The sequence below is a fragment of the Halalkalibacter sp. HAAS-P014 genome (assembly GCF_056619965.1).
The window spans coordinates 172259-191880 of record NZ_JBWQTV010000002.1 but is presented as its reverse complement, the minus strand read 5'-3'; the positions used below and the strand labels follow the sequence as shown (position 1 = coordinate 191880).

The window sequence follows — 19622 nt, the reverse complement described above, 5'->3', positions numbered from 1 at the left end:
TTCATAAATAATAAAAAAAATTAGCTGCTTAGCAGCAAGAAAAAAATCGTTATTTACTGTTAATGATCCTAACGTAAAATAACGATTTTATTATTGATTATGGTATATGAAATTTTCCCGTTTGCTAGTGATAGATTAGCTAGGGTTTACTTCACACCAGTCGATTAATGTTAATGCAATAATTTCTGCTACTTCGAATACCTTGTCGATTTCAATATACTCATTAGGAAAATGGGCTTTCTCAGTGATGCCAGGGCCAAACACAACGGTTGGTGTATTTCCAATTTTTGTTATAAGTCCTCCGTCAGTTCCCCATGGTGAGGCCTCAATGATGGGTTCTTTGTTTAAAACAGTCTGATAATGTTTGGATAATGTTTTCATTAATTGGTGCTCTGTTCCTATTTCTCCAGGCAGCCATCTCGCTCCAAACCATTCAATCCTCGGTGGGGACTCGGCAAACCAAGAATCTAAATCTTTTATTTTAATTAACCACTCTTCCATTTCTTGCTTTGCTTGTTCTAATGTTTCTTCTGGTGCTACCCCGATGCGTCCTTCAATTTTGACGAGGTCTGCGACGGAAGAAGGCCAATCTCCTCCTTCAATTTTTCCAATATTAATAGGAATTGGTATGGGGATATTTTTATATAATGGATCAGTAATACGAAGATTCCTTTTTTTCTCTAATTGACGAATATGCTCAAGCAGAACGATACTTTTTTCAATCGCACTTACCCCCTCATACCTCGTACCTCCATGTGCTGAACGTCCTTTTATGAATATGCGAAACCACATGGAACCTTGCTGCTTTGGAAAGATCTTCATATTAGTTGGTTCAGGGATGATTGCAGCATCTGCCTTGTATCCTTTAATAATACTTGCTAAAGTTCCAGATCCTCCACTTTCTTCTTCTATTACACTTTCAAAAATCACATCACCTTTTAATGATACTCCAAGTGTTTGTATGGCCAAAAGCGCAAGAAGAAGAGAGACATTTCCACCCTTCATATCTGTAACACCACGTCCATACATTTTTCCATTTTTAATAATCCCACTGAACGGGTCATTATCCCACTGTTCACGATCTCCAGGTGGAACAACATCAATATGACCATTTAATATAATTGAACGACCTCCACCAGTTCCCTTCAATACCCCTACTACATTTGGACTTCCTTGAAAATCATCGCGCGAGGAAACAAAATACGGGTGTTTGCTCAATTCATCTCTATTAGGTTCCCATATATCAATGTCCATGCCCATTTGTATTAATTTTTCTATAATGATGTTTTGTGCTTTGGCCTCATTCCCTTGAGTACTTTCGGCCTGAACGAGATTCTGAAGCAATTTTATCCCTTCACCTTTATATGATTCGAGCCATTCTGAAATGGTTGCTTTTATTTGATCTTCATTAGACTCCATTTTCTTCCCACCTTTGCTTCTTAATTACCTTCACGTCTTCAGGTATAAAGAGAGTGGCGTCTGTTGCTTTCACTACTTCATCAATCGTATATGGCTCCATCACTTCTTTTAAAGTCATTTTAGAGTCACTGACTTCAATTACTGCCATATCAGTAATAATTAAATCAACACATCTCTTTGCTGTTAATGGGAGGCTGCATTCTTTTACAACTTTTGCATCACCATTTTTATTAGTATGATTCATAACTACTATTACTTTTTTTGCTTTCTTAGCAAGCTCCATTGCCCCACCAATTCCAGGAACTCGTTTGTTCGGTACAATCCAATTAGCCAAGTCTCCTTGTTCACTTACTTCTAATCCTCCTAAAATCGTTATATCTAAATAACCGGAACGAATCATACCAAAGGCTGTCGCGCTGTCAAAGTAAGAAGCACCCTGTACAACCGTTACAGGAAAGCCTGCAGCGTTACATAATGTAGGGTCTTCCTTCCCTTTTTCTGCTGATTTTCCAATTCCGAGAATGCCATTTTCTGCATGAAACATCACCTGACAATTTTCTGGTAAATAATTAGGGACGAGCGAAGGAATTCCGATTCCTAAATTGACCATCATCCCCTCTTCTATTTCTGCTGCTGCACGCTTTGCAATACGTTCTCGTGCACTTATTCCCATGCCCATTTCCAATCGACCCCTTTGCTTTCGACCACCATATCAACGAAGATTCCTGGCGTTATAATTTCATTTGGATGGAGTTCACCTATTGGAACAACCTCTTCTACCTCAGCAATGGTTACTTTACCAGCCATAGCTACTAATGGGTTCGTATTTCTGGCACTTGTTTCATAGATTAAATTACCAAACGTATCTGCCTTTTTGGCATATACTATCGCGACATCAGCATGTAAAGCTGACTCTAGTAAAAATTGCTTTCCGTTAACGTTGATTTTCTTTTTGCCTTCTTCTATTATGCTATCTATTCCAATGTCCGTTAAAATGCCTCCAAGTCCGACCCCAGCTGCTCTAATCCGTTCGGCTAATGTACCTTGTGGTGAAAATTCAACATCTAGCTTCCCTTCTACCATTAATTTTCCGGCAATAGGGTTTGAACCAATATGAGAAGCGATTAATTTTTTTGCTCGCCCTAGACTAACAAGTTTCCCTATTCCGATCGTCGGAAACCCTGCATCATTTCCGATTAATGTAAGATCATTAACATGTTTATTGATTATCCCATTAATTAACGTAGGTGGGTTTCCTACTCCCCCAAACCCACCAAACATTACCGAACAACCGTCATGTATAGGTTCCATAGCAGTTTGTAATGGTTTTAATTTATTTAATGAGTTTTGAGATCGTTTCACAGTTTGACCTCCTCTTACTCATAAACTTCTTTAATGGTTTTTTCAAAAAGTTTAATAAGTTGATTGATTTCTTTTTTCCTAATTGTAAATGGTGGTGCTATTATAATGGCATCACCATCAATTCCCTCTTTTCCAGCTGAAGCTGGATATAGAAGCAGGCCGTTGTCTCTCGCCTTTTTTACTATTTCATTTGTTATATTGATTTGACTTTTGTTATTTTCAGATTTGATAAATTCAACACCGATCATAAGCCCTTTTCCACGAACGTCTCCGATTATTGGGTACTTTTCAGTTAGCTGTTGAAGCTTATTAAATAAATACAAACCTAATTTATGAGATTTTTCTACCAAATTTTTTTCTTCAATATAGGTAAGTACTGCTAAAGCAATAGCAGCCGATTGAGGATTAGCGCTAAATGTGTGTCCACTCATAATGGATTTCGACCCTTGTAATATAGGCTTCATCACATTTTCACTTGCTATTGCTGCTGCAATCGGAGTATATCCAGCGCTCATTCCTTTTCCAAGAGTAATAATATCCGGTTTCACTCCCCAATGATCAATGGCAAACATTTGTCCTGTTCGACCAATGCCTGTCATCACTTCATCAGCAATAAACAAAACATTATGTTTTTCACAGATTTGTTTAACCTTTTCAAAGTATCCATCTGGTGGGACAATGACACCCCCAGCTGCACCTACAATAGGTTCAGCAATAAAAGCAGCTACGTGCTCAGCTCCGATTCGCATAATTGCCGTTTCAAGTTCATTCGCACACGCTAGCCTACAGTTAGGGTAGGCTTTCCCTAAAGGGCAAGAGTAGCAGTAGGGCGCTGAAATACTAGGATATTCCTCTAAAAGTGGAACAAACCGTTCGCGCCTTTTAATATGACCAGACAAGGACAAAGCCCCCATAGTGATACCGTGATAACTCATCCAACGTGATAAAAATTTATTTTTCTTATCATTTCCCTGTTCCTGCCAGTGTTGAATAGCTATTTTCATAGCTGTTTCCGTGGCCTCTGATCCACTATTGACAAAAAAGGACCAATAATCCACGCTAGCGCCTAGTAACTCATTTAACTTCAAAGCCAATTCTTCTGCAGGAACAGAGGTAAACTGAGAACGATAAACAAAGGAAAGTTTCTCCGACTGCTTACGAATCGTTTTGATGATTTCAGGAACTGTATGACCAATACTGGCCGTAACAGCTCCTGATGACCCATCAATATATTTCTTTCCTTTATCATCGTAAAGGTAAATTCCCTCACCACGCACAGCTATTGGATAGATTTCATCCATCATTGGTTTTATTAGCAATGAATCTCTCATTAACATCCCTCTTTCTTAGGATAAAGGGCAAATCAAAAACGAAAATAATTATATTTCAATAGCCTTGGTTCTTTCATTAAGTCTTCGTATCGAATGCTTTTGCCTATTTTGTTTGTGTTAATAAGCATTAATTGGTCTTCAAGTTCTTCGATAACTTTTTCCTCTTGATACTCCATCCCGCATGCTCGACAGGAACGTCCTGGGGTTTCAGTTATTTCAATTGCCCGAGTACCATCTGGAAGCTCCCAATATACCGTACACGTAATCGCCTCAGCTTGCTGTTTGTCACACCATTCGCATTGCATGTTCAATCCTCCTTTACTCTTCACCCGATCCTTTTCCATACTTCTTTAATTCAGCTTGATATTTTTTCGCTTTTAACTGATCACGTTTTTCACGTCTATCTTTTAATGTTGTGTAACCTTCATTTTGTTGGTAATTCGATCTGCGATTATAGCGTTCTAATGAATTGGGAACGATCGTTTCTTGTTCATCACTCAATATCGAAGAAATTCCAGTATTTAATTGTTTTTGTTCATAATTTTTATAGATATTTCTGAAATAATCATCGGCGCTACCAGGTACATACCCCTTTGGTTCAGGATAACTCGTAATCACCCCTTCAAAATTGCGTAAGACTACTTTTTCTGGACTTTGGGAGATCATATAGTTTGGTTGGAGAGTGATTTTCCCTCCTCCTCCGGGTGCATCTACGACAAATTCCGGTACACTATATCCTGAGGTATGACCCCGTAACCCCTCTATAATTTCCAACCCTTTTGAAATCGGTGCCCGAAAATGACCAATCCCTTCCGACAGATCACACTGATAAATGTAATAAGGACGAACACGCATTTTAACTAAGTCATGATTTAATTTCTTCATAATTGGCAAACTATCATTAATCCCTGCTAAAATAACTGCTTGGTTGCCAACAGGAACACCTGAATTGACAAGCATTTCACAAGCCTTCTTCGATTCTTCTGTAATTTCAATTGACGTATTAAAGTGAGTGTTTAACCAGACAGGATGGTACTTTTTTAATATGTTGCAGAGATTTTCTGTAATGCGTTGTGGGAATACGACTGGGGCTCTTGTTCCGATTCTAATAATCTCTACATGAGGGATCGCTCGCAAGTTCTTTAAAATATATTCGAGTATTTTGTCGTTTATTAATAATCCATCTCCACCAGAAAGAAGGACATCTCGAACTTGTGGAGTATTACGGATATAGGCAATGGCGTCATCCAGCTGCTTTTTGGGAACCCCCATTCCGATCTGACCTGAAAAACGGCGACGAGTACAATAACGGCAGTACATCGAACATTGATTCGTGACAAGAAACAGGACACGGTCAGGATAACGGTGCGTTAGACCCGGTGTAGGAGAATCTTCGTCTTCCTCTAATGGATCTTCTAAGTCATATTTCGTTTTATTAATTTCTTCCCCTATCGGAACAGATTGCATTCGAATTGGGCATCTTGGGTCATCAGGATTCATTAGCGATGCATAATAAGGGGTAATATTTAATGGAATCGTTTTCGTTGAGATTTTGACTCCCTCTTCTTCCTCTGGTGTGAGATTAATAACTTTCCTCAAATCTTCCAATGTTCGAATGGTATTCGTTAGTTGCCAAAGCCAATCGTTCCATTGTTCCTCTGTAACATCTTTCCATAACTCGATTTTTGTCCAATGACGGTTAGGTTTATATAAATCCATCTTCATTATTTCAACCTCCTACTCAAAGCTCTCACAATAAGAAAATGCAACTTTTATGCCAGTTTCAAAAAATTCAACAAAGTGTAAGAAATCTGTAGTTACAGTAGTTGGAATACTATTAAAGCTCCTGTAAAATTACATAAAAAATGAAGAACTGCTAATTTCTTGGCAGTTCTTCAATAAAAGAGTAACATTATGGAATTCTACAATGCCGAAAACTTAGCAAAAGTGTCAGAAATTCAGCAGCTTATCTAGATAGATCTTTGACCCAAACATTCATATCTTCTAATTTATCGTAAATGTAACAGTTATTTGTTAGTCTCCCTTTGTATCCATAGCCAAGTTGATAAAAGGCTGCGTTCATCCCAAATGACAAAGCTCGAGCGATCGAAAATGCACAATAAATTTGATTGCTTTTTAACTCTCCCTCTAAATTAGCTAATAATTTTTTCATTAACCCATATTTCCGATGAGCTGGATCCGTGGCACAATCTGTAAGTTCTGCATTATGATATGTTTGATTAACATCAGCTGAAGCTGCACTAACAATATCGCCATTACACTCAACCACATAAAAAATAGACCCGTCTCGCATTGTCTTCTTTACATAATCAGGTTCATTCATCGGTGTTGGATAAACGTCAAATACGCTTCCATATAAACTAGCAAGCTTATTTATATCTTTTGGGGCTGCTCTTCTAAATTTGTATTGGAGTGGGATTGTTTTTGACTCAATATTTCTTCCTTTTTGATAAACAGACTTCAAGATTTCATCTTCTTTGATCCAATGCTCACTTATTCTTCTTTTGTTATCTTTATAAAGCGCCATTGTATACTGGTCCGACCCATTATAATACCCTTTAAAAATAGCTTCTAATTCAAATCCATATGTGAGAAGTTGTTGCCAATCTTCACTTCTAGCATGAAAAATTACTTTCGTGAATGGAGGAGTATCTATCAATTTTTGCAAATACTCTACCAATAGATCGATATTGCCTCTATAATCATCTACTCGAAGTCGTTCATTAAATGGATCAAGAAATAATTGTGCCATATAGGTAGATGTTGTGACTTTTTTTACCTCAGGTAGTTTCACATTCATTCTCCTCTCTATTTACATACTCAAAGAGAAATGTCAAATTTCTTTATTTTATATTGCAGCGTTTGCCTCGGTATTTCTAATAATTTCGCTGCATGAAGAATGTTGCCATTCGCTTCTTTTAATGCTTGTTTGATCATCAACTTTTCAGTCTTTGTTAGTGTTTCTCTTAGTGGTTTAACCTCTGTTTGTTCGATTATGTCGGTTGGTTTTTCTTGTAGATATAAGGGAAGGTACTCTCTTGTTAGATGGTCCCCCTCAATCATATTCATTGCATATTCAATCGTATGTTCTAGCTCACGAACATTTCCTGGCCAGTCATGCGCGTTAAGTCTCTTTATGACATCATCATCAATCGTCACAACTAACTTATTAAAGGCGTAATTATATTTCTTTATAAAATAATCCACTAAAAGGGGAATATCACTTTTTCGATCCCGTAAAGGCGGGATTTCAATAAAGATCACATTTAAACGATAAAATAAATCTGAACGTAACTGTTTTTTTTCGACACAAACTAATGGGTGTTCATTCATTGCCACAATCATTCTTACATCGACTAAGTATGATTCCGTTCCGCCAACTCTTCGAATCACACCATCTTCTAATACACGCAAAAGCTTTGTTTGAAAATCCAGTGACATTGTATTGATTTCATCTAGAAACAATGTCCCTCTATGGGCAAGTTCAAATAATCCCGATCGATCAACTGCTCCAGTATAACTTCCTTTTTTTGTTCCAAATAACGTACTTTCAAGCAAAGATGCAGGCAAGGAAGCACAGTTTTGTGCAATAAAGTGATTGTTCTGGCGTGCTGATTCGTTGTGAATAGATTGAATAAACAGTTCCTTCCCTGTACCTGTTTCTCCATATACCATAACTGGTGAAGAAGAATGAGCAGCTTTCTTCGCTAAAGTAATAACTTGTTTCATCTTAGGACAATTGGTGATGATATCACTAAACTTATACTTTGCACCGGCAATGCTTACAGGCTTAGAGCGTTGATGATGAACTTTCCCTTGTAGATCGAGAAGGGATTGTGAGAGCTTTTTGACTGTTGTTAAATCTTTAGCGATTTCCACTGCCCCAATCATTCGTTTTCCTACTTTAATTGGCAGTGTTGTATTGACGGTGTCAATTAATTGACCTTTAATATTTTTGTATGTTTGTGACTGTTGATAGATCGGATTGCCAGTCTCTATCACTTTTAACAACGTACTTGATTGTTTGTTTAAAGATGGAAATACATCTAACACATGTTTACCAAGTACGTCATCAATATTTGTTCCGTCATTTACTGCTGCAACTTGATTATAGTAGATGGTAATACCTTCAGAATTGACGACATGTATCCCTTCATCAATACTACCTAATATGGCCTCCAACATCTGTTTCGTTTCAAAAGGTTTTAAAAACAGTGTCATCACCTCTATAACTTTCCTACATTATAAAATAGGGGAAAGTAATCGCGATATCGATTCTTTAAAACGAATTTTTAATGATCGCTTCTCATACTCCTCAAGTGTTAAAAGTTTTGATTGTTTCATGTCTTCATGGAAAATTCTTGTTAGTTCAGGTACTTCATTTTTTGAGTATAGGAACGCGTTCACTTCAAAGTTTAAACGAAAACTACGAACATCAATATTAGCTGTACCTACTGATGCAATCGTGTCATCTGACACAATCATCTTACAATGTAAAAAGCCGTTATCATATATGTATACTTTTGCACCTATTTTTAATAGCTCTCCAATATTTGAATACGTTGCCCAATATACAAATGGATGATCCGGCTTATTCGGTATCATAATGCGAACATCTAACCCGGAAAAACAAGCAATTTTTAAGGCATCAAGTAAACTATCGTCCGGGATAAAATAAGGTGATTGAATATAAACATATTTTTTGGCAGATAAAATCATCTTAATATAAGATTTTTTAATTTGTTCAAGCTGTGAATCAGGTCCACTTGAGACAATTTGAATACCATATTGACCGTAAAATTCATGAAAAGATAATCGAAAATCTTTAATTAACAGTTCTTTTCTTGCAGCTTGATTCCAGTCTTGGATGAACCGGGTTTGTATATTGTTAACGGCTTCTCCTACTATTCGTAAATGCGTGTCACGCCAATACCCAAAGCTTTCGTTTAAACCAAGGTATTCATCACCAACATTAAATCCACCGATATAGCCAATTTTTCCATCAATAACAACAAGCTTTCTATGGTTTCTGAAATTTATAGTTAGATTAATGAGGGGAATTTTAGAAGGAAAGAAAGATTCTACTTCCCCACCAGCAGATTTTATTTTTTGAATGAATGACTTACTTAAACTACGTGATCCTAGATCATCATATAATAATCTAACGGCCACTCCTTCTTTTGCTTTTTTTGCTAACGCATTAGCTAATTTATTCCCTAATTCGTCATCGCGAATAATGTAATACAATATATGTATATGTCTCTTAGCATTTTCAATATCAATAAAAAGAGAATCAAATTTCTCTTTTCCATCAGTGAAAACTTCGACCTGATTATTTTGTGTAAAAAGGGATGCATTGTTTGCTAAATTCATAATAATAAAGTCTTTATTTTTTTTTACAGCAGTGTCATTAACGTAAGTTCGGTTGCTCCTAAATGCATATAACTGCTTTGATACTAATTCCTTCAAAAGATGATAACTTTCTTCATCCCACCTAAATAACTTGGAGCGGCTTAAATTTCGCCCAAATATGATATATAATACGAATCCAGCAACTGGGAGTAACGTCAAAACTAGAACCCACATCCAAATCGAATTTACATTTCGTCGCTCTAAAAAAATAATCGTAATCGCCAACACAGTATTTATGATGAAGATAATTGTGACGATTATAGCGGTATAACTCATCGACTGTTCCCCCATACATGAAAATTGTTATACTATTAGAATACCACGTTTCGACAAATTGTTAAATTTTCTCAAGTTGGAGGTTGACTTACTTGCTTCCCTTTTTGGGTGGAAGGGGACGGACTACCTTAAAAATGAATGATGTGACCCTTCGTCCCCCATCATAAACTTGCAACACTCTTCTCACCCTTAAGCTTACTATTTAATCGTGTCGTTATCGCTTTATGACATCGAAATTCTCTTGGATTAGAAGCCAGTTTTGAGGGAATGGCAATCCTAGTTTCCAATAACTTACTCCCCTTAGCCCTAGTCGCTTAATTAAATCGAATTTGGCTTGAATAGACCTAGCATCTTCAAACCAAACTTTATGAGATCTTCCTTGCTCATCTACATAGTCAAAGTGAGGTGCCTGTGAACGTGTATCATATTGTATAGGGACGTTATATATATTCGCTATTTCAATTGCTCTTTGTGGACTAATCGCTCTTGCATATGGTCCTCCAGGTACATACGGGAGAGTCCAATCATAGCCATACAAGTTCTGACCCATCATAATTTTTGATGCTGGCATTTCAGAAAGTGCATACTGAATTACATCTTCAACAGGCCCGATTGGAGAAACGGGCATTGGTGGTCCTCCTGAATACCCCCACTCATAAGTCATCAACACAACAAAATCGACAATTTCACCATGCGCCCGATAATCATGCGCTTCATACCACTGACCTGGTTGGTCCGGGCGAGTTTTAGGAGCTAATGCACTTGAGATCAATAAACCTTCTGCATGAAGACGTTCTGCAGCTATACGGAGAAATTGATTATAAGCCAATCTTTGATCCCCAGGTAAAAACTCAAAGTCAAAATGTACATCAGTAAACCGACCAACACGTCTTGTTTCGGTAATGATGTTATCTAACAAACGGTCCTGCACAGCCCGACTTTGTAAAATATCTCTACCTAACTCACCACTGAATTGTCCACCTTCTAAATTTGTTATCACCATCATAAGTGAAGCTCCTGTATCTCTTGCTACCTCTGGTATCCCAGCTAGCGGTTGAGCTCTAAGCGTTCCATCTCTTCTCGCTTCATAGCTAAATGGTGCTAAATATGTTAAAAAAGGACCCGTTTGTCTCGCCTCATCCAATAACGCTTGGCTTACAGATGTCCCACGTGGCTCAATATAGGCATTTGTTTCCACTCTAGATCTTGGCACTGGTGGAATATACAACCTTAATCCAACCCAAAGTGGTTGGGTTAGATCGATTCGATTCATTGCAGCTATTGTTTGATAAGGAATTCTAAACCTTTGACCAATTATCCACAAACTATCTCCAGGTTGAACCCAATAAAATTGTCCCCATATCGGAATAACGATTGCCTGCCCAACTACTAATTGATTTGGGTCTGTAATTACGTTAGTCCTTACGATATCAGAAACTGTCGTATTATAGTTTTGCGCTAAGCCCCAAAGTGTTTCTCCTGATTGAACGACATGTATTTGCATCATACCCCTCTTTCCTTCAAACATTACAGATTTGCCTTCCTAATCTTTATGAAAAAAAACAAGCAGACTATTCTTATTAACTTAATCTAGTGTTATTTTAGAAGGTATTCTTGGCAAAGCTTTTATAAGGAAAAGAGGTGGAAGAATGAATCAACTGTACGTATATTTACTGAGTGCTGTCATTATTTCGTACCTTCCAATAGTCCGTTCACTTTTTGGAATCATTCACACATTAGTTCATGAGTCCGGTCACGCAATTGCTGCACTAGTAACGAGTGGAAAAGTTTATTCGATTTCGTTATACCCTAGTACAAACGGCGTTGCCTATACAGGGTCTACGTCTCGGTTAAGTTCCGTTATTGTAACTTACGCTGGTTATACGTTTTCTTCTATTATTACTTTGCTAGCTTTCTTCCTCATTTCTAAAGGTCAAATTGCTAGTTTATTTTACCTATTTTTTGGTTTAGCACTAATCAATTTATTTCTATGGGTTCACAACTTCTATGGAATACTTTGGTTGATCATATATCTTGCATGTTGTGCTTTAATTGTTTATTTCCAGCTCTTTTTCATAAAAAAAATAGTGGTCTATTTATTATCAAGTGTTGTTCTCGTGCAATCTGTGTTGGCCTCTTATACGATCATGTACGTAAGTATCACGAATTCTCAAAATGCAGGTGATGCCCAAATGTTACAAAAGTTGACCTATATCCCCGCCTTTATTTGGGGGATTCTCTTCTTTATACAATCAATTTTCACAACTTATTATGTATTTCGGACCTTTTTATAGAATATAAAAAAGCTGTACCAAAACGATTTATGTTAAGGACCTCGTTCTTGGACAGCTCTCTTACCGTTAAATACTTATGATAACCACGTAGTCACTTCTTCAATTGGTTTCCTTTTCACCATTGGAGTCTTCATATCCGGATAGCCTAGGTAAATAAAAGCAAGTACTTCCCCTTTGTCTGATAAACCAAAAAATCTATTAACTTTTTCGTGGTAACATAACTTTCCCGTTCTCCAAATTGCACCTAATCCTAATGCATGAGCTGCTAATAACATATTTTGAATGGAACTATTAACAGCTGCATACTCTTCTTTCATGATCACTTTTTCATTATCACTTGGTTCAACTGCCACAGCAATAATCACAGGTGCTCTCAGTGGATTTTTCTTACTCCTTTCCATTTTCTTTTTACTTTCATCAGACAATGGCTTAGCTGCTTCTTCCTTTGTTATTTCTTCAAAAACAGAACCTAAACGTTCCCTTGCGTTTCCACTTAATACGAAAAACCTCCACGGCTCAGTCCGAAAATGATTAGGTGCATATGTCCCGGCATGTAAAATTTTCTCGATCAATTCATTCGGTATAGGGTCTTGTTTCACAACTCCAATTGTTCTCCTCGTTACAATCGCTTTAAAAATATCCATTCAACCAACTCCTTAAATGACAAAAATAGATCCCATTTCATCATAAGAGCTAACTGATTGCGTTATGACAAAAATAATGAATTCTAAGTAGTATTAATAGGAATTGTCTCTTCCTTTATACTTATTTTATTCTTTTTACTTTACGCAAACGTGAGCTAACCTTAGAATAAGGTAAAACCCTTAAATAAGGCTTAATCTAATTTGAGAGGGGGGCTTCATTACGCAACATACTATTTTAACTCGCATATTAGGACTCCTTTGCTATATTACAACGATTTTATATATAGTTGAGGTATTTAATCCTAGTCTCATACTTACATATCTTTTTAGTTCAAGTGCTGCAATTTTACTCGTTTTCACACTCTTTTATTTATCAAACATAAACCGGTTCATTGTGATAGTTCTCTTTGCTGTTGGATCGTACTTATTAGTACGTGAGCAAGCTGGATGGCAAGTCGCATTACTTGGTTTTGGTGAGAATGTTAATATATTATCATTGTTTTTGCTTATCCCTTTAATTGGAACGTTTATGTCAACAGCTGGTTATTTAACTGCTTTAAAGAGGAAAGTGCAAGAACGTCAAAAAGCATTAAAATCAAAGCAGCACCCTTATCGTTTAAGTTTTATTTTAACTGCAACAATGGGTATCTTACTAAACTTTGGTTCAATGGCAATTGTCAAAAGAATAGCAGACGAAAGCTTCTCTGGTTTCCAAAATCAAAAGCTTACATTAACCATTATGAGAGCATTTGCTGCTTCTATGTTATGGTCGCCTTATTTTGTCAACATCGGACTAGTATTAATTTTATTTGAAGTTACATGGTTTGATATTGGAGGATACGGTCTCATCATTGCTAGTATTTACATTATTATTTGTGCGATCATGTATAAACGCATAAATTTTCCTGATGATCCTATTATCGAACAAAATCAATTTAACGAAAAAAGTACAACACCTGAAGTATCACTAGTTTCGTTTGGAATATTTTGTTTCGTCCTCATCAGTTTATCTTTTTTATTGGACTATCTATTACCAGTTAATATGATATCCGTTGTTTCTTTATTAGCTGTACTTTTGCCACTGTTTTGGGCTTTATTTACCAAAATACTCAAAACCTATATACAAGATGTTTCCGAGCAAGTACAATCGTCTTTTTTGCGCTTAAAAAATGAATTGGCTGTTTTTATTAGTGCGGGTTTTCTCGGAATGGCCATGTCACTAACGGAAATTGGAACATATTTATCCAACCTGTTGTTTCAAGCTTCATTTGGTTCTATCTATTTATTAAGCTTGTTGTTGGTTATACTCTCTACTCTCCTAGCGCAAATTGCTATTCACCCTGTTATTATTGTAATTGGGATTGGAAATGCACTATCCCCCGTCCAGTTTGGCGTCAGTCCAGAATATTTAGCTCTTATCCTGATCGTTGCTTGGACAGTTTCAACGCAATTATCGCCATTTTCTGGCCAAGTACTAATGGCGTCCAAATTAATGGAGAGACCAACCAGGGTTATCGTCAAAGAAAATGTTCCTTTCGTCTGCTTAATCGGGCTCATTTTACCAGCAGTCCTTTATGGATTTTATTTATTAGGTTGGTTGTAAGTAATTTTTGGAAAGGGATTTTAATATGGAAAGCAAGATTCACAAGCATCTTAAGACACAATCACTTTATTGGTTAAAAGAAAAAATGACAGACTTATGTGCAAATGAAGTAAAACTATTCGTACGTAGGAAGCGATTAAAGGCTGATGCATTAGGGATTAATATGAAAAGAAGAGAAGCTAGAATCATTGAGGTGAAAGCGACACGTGCTGACTTTCTTCGCGATGACGTTCTTCACTCTGACTACGGCTACCACCAAATCGCTGATTATGCCTACTTATTGACACCTGTTGGCCTCCTGAAGTCTGAAGAAATCCCAAAAGGATATGGATTATTAGAAATGGATGAATATGACAGTATTACCGTTAAGAAAAAACCTGTTAGAAACCCTAAACCTATTATGACATTAGAGACACTTATTAAACGTACTGGTCGAGCTGCAACAAACGCAGTCCTTTTTCAGGAGTTATCAAAGGAAACGAAAGACCAAACAGCTGGTGCATTCTCAAAAGGAGCTAAAGTTCAATTAATTAGTGCAACATGCCCAGCTTGTAAAAAACGAAAAAAATATCTAGTGCAACTAACTCAAACTGAAGTAGCTTGTGAAGCCCGAAGCTGTAAGCAAGTGATACCACTTGATAAAGCAAGAGTGCATATTATCACATCGTATAATGATAAGTTTTTAAAACAGTTACAAACATTAATGGATTAATGAATAAAAGGAGCTCGACTCGTAATGAACCGAAATGAAATGGAAGATAAAATTATTAACAGCTATCAACGTGATGAACATATGATGATCCTCGTATTCGCACAATGGTGTGTCAATAACGATCTCAAACCAATCGAGTTATATGAACGTGCTTATCCACAACAAGGAAGTAACCCAGCATTACTACAAGGTATTGAATTAACCGTTTCAAAAGAAGAATCTGAACCAATTGCCGATGAGACGTTGCTAGGCGTATTATCACTTTTTGGCAATGATGACCTTGCATTTGTCGTTACTGAGGAAATTAAGAAGCGGAAGAAATAAGCAAATTACCAAATAAACTTTCCACTATTAACGGATTAGAGGGCTTCATTTCTCCTATATGAACCCTCTCTTCTGACTTTTCAAACGTTGATGGCTTTATCTCCCCTATGAAACTCTTTCACTCACTCATATTTTTTGTCGTAATTCCTTCCGTGGTGTCATAATTATATAAGACATTTCATTGCGGAGGTGTATAAAATGATTCCATCTATCTTGATTCAGATTGCACTCATTATTATTGTGATACGATCTGGATATGTTGCCATTAGCATTTTGAATAAATCCATCGGCAGAAATTTACTAGATTTATTGTATCATTTATCGATCTTTGTAATTGCTTTATCATTTTTGCTTTAAGCTTTGTCACCTCAAAAATAACTAAGCAATTCACTTGACATTAGACTATAAAGGAAATTTTTCATGTTTTTAGAAACAATAATTATAAAAAGCCATTCATCTCCTTTCCCTCATTCTTAAATTAGAGGTGAGATATGAATGGCTTATACTCTTTTAAACTCTCACTTAAAATAGAAAGGCAAGGTACCAAACGAGACTAGAAATGATAAATGAACATGATAATATTATTCGTTTTTCACCAAAAATTAAGAATGACAAAATTGCGCAACCGACTCCAATCAAAATAAATGATAGAAAAGAAATCGCTCCAAATACACTAACAACGATATACCCCACTGCCAACATCAACAACACTGGTATAAATACTTGCGATAGTAATTTCAATTCCTCTTTTATCGTATCCATTAACACAGCACCTCCTATTTACTGTCATATGTCTATGCATCTACTCTTTAAAAAATACAAGGAGAGTTAGATCCTACTTATAAAGATGACTTAGGAGAAGGAATGATTAAGTATTTAAAAGAAGGTACTAGTTCATTAGTTTAAATCATTCATACACTTGAAAGTAGTGATTTGTGATGATGAATATTGGGGTCCCTGGTTTAATTTTAATTATTCTAATTGCATTCATTATTTTCGGTCCTGCTAAGCTCCCACAACTAGGGAAAGCAGTAGGAGAAACGTTGCGTGAATTTAAAAGCTCAACAAAAGAAGTCATTGATGAGGTAACAGAAGTATTTGATCTAAGTGACAAAAAGAAACCCGATGAAAAAGAAAACAAAAAGGTTGTAAAATAATTGCCTTCCTACCTGCCTCAACAGCACCTAAAAACAGTGTAACGAAAGAAATTTTATTTTCTTTCGTTACACTGCTCTATCAATAAGTATGATTGCTACGCTTTTTTAGATAAGCCAACAATCCAATATAAAGGAGGTTCATCACAACGGTAAATAATAGAATCTCTAAAACATATTCCCTTCCTGTAAATAAACTTCCGATTAATAGCCCATTTGCAAAGAAAAAACCAATTATGATTAACACCTTATCAACACTCAATGAACTCACTCCTACCAAGAATTAATAATCTTTTATGGTCTTATCGATAAACTTTTTTGTTTCGATAAGAACCTCGATACTTGCGCTGGTAACGTTCTTTATGACATTCGTCGCACATTGTAAATTCGTGATTCCAAGACATGTTCTTTCCACAATGTTTACATTTTTTTGCCAGATGCTTCACATCGTTTTTCAAAAACTCATGAACGCCATCACTTATCTCCTCACGAACTCTTTCCCAATAAATCGCCTCTGTTCGTCGGTCTAAACGGTACAAAAATAATAAATGCAATCCGATTGCTTTATATGAAAGTTCTAAGTCTTCAAGTGATCCTTTTGTTAATTGTGGCTCTGGAAGCTCTTCTCCTTTTACAATGGCAATCATCTTTTCTTGCCACTGTTCCACTAATCCAGGCTCTTTGGATGAAAACGGCAAATGTAGGAAGCCATATAAATCCATCATCGACAGCCTTACCTCAATCTCAGTTCCTTTAATTGTTTCATACAAATCACGTTCTTCTGAGAGTGTAGCTTTTTTTGTTCCTTTTGGACTTTCAAACTTCTCCCAAAGCTCAAAGAATGTATCTAAGTCCCGATAATATTTTTGAAAACGTTCAAATACAGAGTTTGTAGGAGCAATAGCAAATGTTTGAATCGATTCATCTTCTTGTTGTAAGAGATGTTTCATCATCTTAATGTCACTACTAAAAGCTACTTTGCCGATATCATATATCCCTTTCCGGCCAGCACGACCAGCTATTTGTTTCACTTCTTGTGATGTTAACCTTCTTCTTCTTGTTCCATCAAACTTTTCATTTTCTAAAAATGCAATTCGACGTATTGGCAAATTTAGCCCCATACCGATTGCATCTGTTGAAACAATCACTGTTGTTACACCGTCAATGAATTGCTGCATCTGTTTTTTCCTTGTTTCAGGTGGCATACTCCCGTAAATCATGCTAACTGTATGGCCACTTTTCTGCAGTTGAGAAGCTGTTTCAAGAACTCTTCTTCTCGAAAAACAAACGAGGGCATCACCCTTTTTTGTGTGACTAAGTTTGAACTCTTTTCTTTCCACTTTTAACGGGATATCCCTTGTATAATCATGAATTTCAACATCTTCAGTGTCACCTAATAATTGTAGGACCATTCGTTCGGCATTTCGGCTGCCAATTATGTGTACTTCATTAGCATTTGCTTTTGTCACTGCTTTGTACCAAGAGAAACCTCTGTCTTTATCGGCGATCATTTGTGCTTCGTCAATGACAATAACATCATAAAATTCCTTCTCATGAAACATTTCAACCGTGCATGAATTATGAGTAGCTCCAACAACTACCTTCTCTTCTTCACCCGTTTTTAACGTACATGGGACACCCTCTTCGTTTAATTTGTCATACACTTCAAGGGCGAGCAGTCGTAATGGAGCAAGATATAGTCCACTAGAAGCTTTTTTCATTCGTTCAAGTGCGTGGTGAGTTTTCCCTGTATTCGTTTCACCAATATGTAAAATGTAACGAATATTCCTTCCTGTCGACGGCCTATATTCACGTCCAAAAATATCATCGAGAATTCGTGCTTCCTCTTCTTTCTTTCTCTGTTGCTCTTCTTCTTCTTCTGCTTTTCGTTGCTCACGTTCAGCTAAGTCTTGTTCATATTTAAGTTTATGCACATTGGGATCAAACGGAATATCAGCTAGTTGTAAGAGGTGTTCAACTAACTCGGATTGTATATTGGAGAAAAATTGTTTCTCTATATATGAAAGATTTAGTTTTACAAGACCTCTTAATTTTGCCTCAGTGAGTGGTTCTTTATAAGCATCAAGGTATTGCTCATATACCTGAGGCTCTAGCTCCTTTATCACAAGCTTGCTAACATATAATGATAGCTTTTCATCCACAAACCTGCTATACGTATCAAGATAGGTCTCATATTCCCAATAATAGGCTTTTTGGACTGCACCGGTTAATTCATCAAAAAATTTAGAAGCAGTAAAATAATTCGTCGGGTCAAACGGCCCTTCTTCTTCTAAAATTTCTTCAATCTTGAATTTTTCAATCATTCGATATTTTGACTTAGTTGCGAAATCTGATGCCATTTGTTGACTAACGCGATGGCGAATATAAAGGTATAATAATTGATGGTCTCTCTCAATAATTCCACGAATAAGTTTCTCAATATGGTCTCGCAATCCTTTTCTTTTTAGTGCTATTTCTTCTTCCTCTTTGCGCTTAGCAAAGTTTGCCTTTGCCCGTTGATACTGTTCTTCCCATTTACTATTATCAGCACCATACCTTTCATTAAGCCAATTTATTACATGAAATGGTTGGTAATCTCTCATCTCATTGCGAAATAAACGATTTATAATTTTACGGTCAATTCCATCAACCTCATAACCTTTATCAAGTAAATATGATTTTTTTTCTCTTTTAGGCACATCATTAGTCACTTTATTTAACCAAACATTTACCCAAATTTGTTCAACATAACTTTCTCTTTCTATAATATATTGCTCATAAGGAGGAAGTGTCTCCTTTTCTTCAAGAAAGCGATCGATATCTTCCAGTACTTTTCTTTTCGTATGCTCAATGGCTTGTGGGTACACTGATGTTAACTTATTCATATTCGTACTCCTTCAAAAAGTCAGACATATATATGATTATCGTACCAAAAGAAATAAAAAGTGTAACTATTTACTTCCCATTTTATATGCTGTTACAGCACTTGTTATAACATATATCCTTTAACGGTACACCTTTGGGTCTAGTTATATTAGGAATGAAATTCATATTTATTTTTTAGAATGTG

20 protein-coding genes are annotated in these 19622 nt (G+C 36.4%); 6 read left to right on the top strand and 14 right to left on the bottom strand.

Annotation, left to right across the window (positions count from 1 at the left end; genetic code table 11):
* Window positions 1–135: 135 nt before the first annotated feature.
* From AC1FXZ_RS01680 to AC1FXZ_RS01635, 10 genes are all read right to left on the bottom strand, one after another.
* Window positions 136–1419, bottom strand: coding sequence for a peptidase (locus tag AC1FXZ_RS01680; RefSeq protein WP_480050376.1), 1284 nt, complete (start codon window positions 1417–1419; stop codon window positions 136–138).
* The gene (locus tag AC1FXZ_RS01675) at window positions 1409–2098 is read right to left on the bottom strand and encodes a 3-oxoacid CoA-transferase subunit B (protein WP_480050374.1); all 690 of its coding nucleotides are present in this window, start codon (window positions 2096–2098) and stop codon (window positions 1409–1411) included. The genes AC1FXZ_RS01680 and AC1FXZ_RS01675 overlap by 11 nt, the downstream gene beginning before the upstream one ends.
* Window positions 2083–2781, bottom strand: a complete 699-nt coding sequence (locus AC1FXZ_RS01670) for a CoA transferase subunit A (protein WP_480050372.1) — start codon at window positions 2779–2781, stop codon at window positions 2083–2085. Before AC1FXZ_RS01670 ends, AC1FXZ_RS01675 begins: the two co-directional genes overlap by 16 nt.
* Before the next feature lie 14 nt (window positions 2782–2795).
* Entirely contained in the window at window positions 2796–4112 is a 1317-nt protein-coding gene (locus tag AC1FXZ_RS01665; protein WP_480050370.1) for an aspartate aminotransferase family protein, read from the bottom strand.
* Between the two features lie 32 nt (window positions 4113–4144).
* Entirely contained in the window at window positions 4145–4417 is a 273-nt protein-coding gene (locus tag AC1FXZ_RS01660) for a YokU family protein (RefSeq protein WP_480050368.1), read from the bottom strand.
* Between the two features lie 13 nt (window positions 4418–4430).
* A complete protein-coding gene (gene kamA / locus AC1FXZ_RS01655) occupies window positions 4431–5837 on the bottom strand; it encodes a lysine 2,3-aminomutase (RefSeq protein ID WP_480050366.1) in 1407 nt (468 codons plus the stop codon).
* 241 nt (window positions 5838–6078) lie between these two features.
* A complete protein-coding gene (ablB, locus tag AC1FXZ_RS01650) occupies window positions 6079–6927 on the bottom strand; it encodes a putative beta-lysine N-acetyltransferase (RefSeq protein ID WP_480050365.1) in 849 nt (282 codons plus the stop codon).
* Window positions 6928–6953: 26 nt separating this feature from the next.
* On the bottom strand, window positions 6954–8354 hold the full coding sequence (locus tag AC1FXZ_RS01645) for a sigma-54 interaction domain-containing protein (RefSeq protein ID WP_480050679.1): 1401 nt from the start codon (window positions 8352–8354) through the stop codon (window positions 6954–6956).
* A 21-nt stretch (window positions 8355–8375) separates the two neighbouring features.
* Entirely contained in the window at window positions 8376–9821 is a 1446-nt protein-coding gene (gene cls, locus AC1FXZ_RS01640; protein WP_480050363.1) for a cardiolipin synthase, read from the bottom strand.
* Between the two features lie 214 nt (window positions 9822–10035).
* Window positions 10036–11325: a LysM peptidoglycan-binding domain-containing protein gene (locus AC1FXZ_RS01635; RefSeq protein WP_480050361.1), complete on the bottom strand. Its 1290-nt coding sequence runs from the start codon at window positions 11323–11325 to the stop codon at window positions 10036–10038.
* Between the two features lie 145 nt (window positions 11326–11470).
* Between AC1FXZ_RS01635 and AC1FXZ_RS01630 the strand changes: the two genes are divergently transcribed.
* Window positions 11471–12115, top strand: a complete 645-nt coding sequence (locus AC1FXZ_RS01630) for a M50 family metallopeptidase (RefSeq protein ID WP_480050359.1) — start codon at window positions 11471–11473, stop codon at window positions 12113–12115.
* Window positions 12116–12189: 74 nt separating this feature from the next.
* Here the strand turns inward: AC1FXZ_RS01630 and AC1FXZ_RS01625 are convergent, their stop codons facing one another.
* Window positions 12190–12759 carry a nitroreductase family protein gene (locus AC1FXZ_RS01625; protein ID WP_480050357.1) on the bottom strand — a complete coding sequence of 190 codons (570 nt, stop codon included), beginning with the start codon at window positions 12757–12759 and terminating at the stop codon, window positions 12190–12192.
* A 394-nt stretch (window positions 12760–13153) separates the two neighbouring features.
* On the opposite strand from AC1FXZ_RS01625, the gene AC1FXZ_RS01620 reads away from it, so the two are divergent.
* The 4 genes from AC1FXZ_RS01620 to AC1FXZ_RS01605 all read left to right on the top strand — a co-directional run bounded on the left by AC1FXZ_RS01620 (window position 13154) and on the right by AC1FXZ_RS01605 (window position 15755).
* A complete protein-coding gene (locus AC1FXZ_RS01620) occupies window positions 13154–14362 on the top strand; it encodes a TRAP transporter large permease subunit (protein WP_480050355.1) in 1209 nt (402 codons plus the stop codon).
* A 25-nt stretch (window positions 14363–14387) separates the two neighbouring features.
* Entirely contained in the window at window positions 14388–15074 is a 687-nt protein-coding gene (locus tag AC1FXZ_RS01615; RefSeq protein ID WP_480050353.1) for a hypothetical protein, read from the top strand.
* A gap of 24 nt (window positions 15075–15098) precedes the next feature.
* Window positions 15099–15398: a hypothetical protein gene (locus tag AC1FXZ_RS01610; protein WP_480050351.1), complete on the top strand. Its 300-nt coding sequence runs from the start codon at window positions 15099–15101 to the stop codon at window positions 15396–15398.
* A 198-nt stretch (window positions 15399–15596) separates the two neighbouring features.
* Window positions 15597–15755 carry a hypothetical protein gene (locus AC1FXZ_RS01605; RefSeq protein WP_480050349.1) on the top strand — a complete coding sequence of 53 codons (159 nt, stop codon included), beginning with the start codon at window positions 15597–15599 and terminating at the stop codon, window positions 15753–15755.
* Between the two features lie 165 nt (window positions 15756–15920).
* On the opposite strand, the gene AC1FXZ_RS01600 is transcribed toward AC1FXZ_RS01605, so the two are convergent.
* A complete protein-coding gene (locus tag AC1FXZ_RS01600) occupies window positions 15921–16160 on the bottom strand; it encodes a hypothetical protein (RefSeq protein WP_480050347.1) in 240 nt (79 codons plus the stop codon).
* A 173-nt stretch (window positions 16161–16333) separates the two neighbouring features.
* On the opposite strand from AC1FXZ_RS01600, the gene tatA reads away from it, so the two are divergent.
* Window positions 16334–16555, top strand: a complete 222-nt coding sequence (gene tatA / locus AC1FXZ_RS01595) for a twin-arginine translocase TatA/TatE family subunit (protein WP_480050345.1) — start codon at window positions 16334–16336, stop codon at window positions 16553–16555.
* A gap of 79 nt (window positions 16556–16634) precedes the next feature.
* On the opposite strand, the gene AC1FXZ_RS01590 is transcribed toward tatA, so the two are convergent.
* Complete coding sequence (locus AC1FXZ_RS01590; protein ID WP_480050343.1) at window positions 16635–16814, bottom strand: hypothetical protein; 180 nt, start codon at window positions 16812–16814, stop codon at window positions 16635–16637.
* Window positions 16815–16854: 40 nt separating this feature from the next.
* Window positions 16855–19437 carry a helicase-related protein gene (locus AC1FXZ_RS01585; RefSeq protein ID WP_480050341.1) on the bottom strand — a complete coding sequence of 861 codons (2583 nt, stop codon included), beginning with the start codon at window positions 19435–19437 and terminating at the stop codon, window positions 16855–16857.
* Between the last annotated feature and the right edge of the window lie 185 nt (window positions 19438–19622).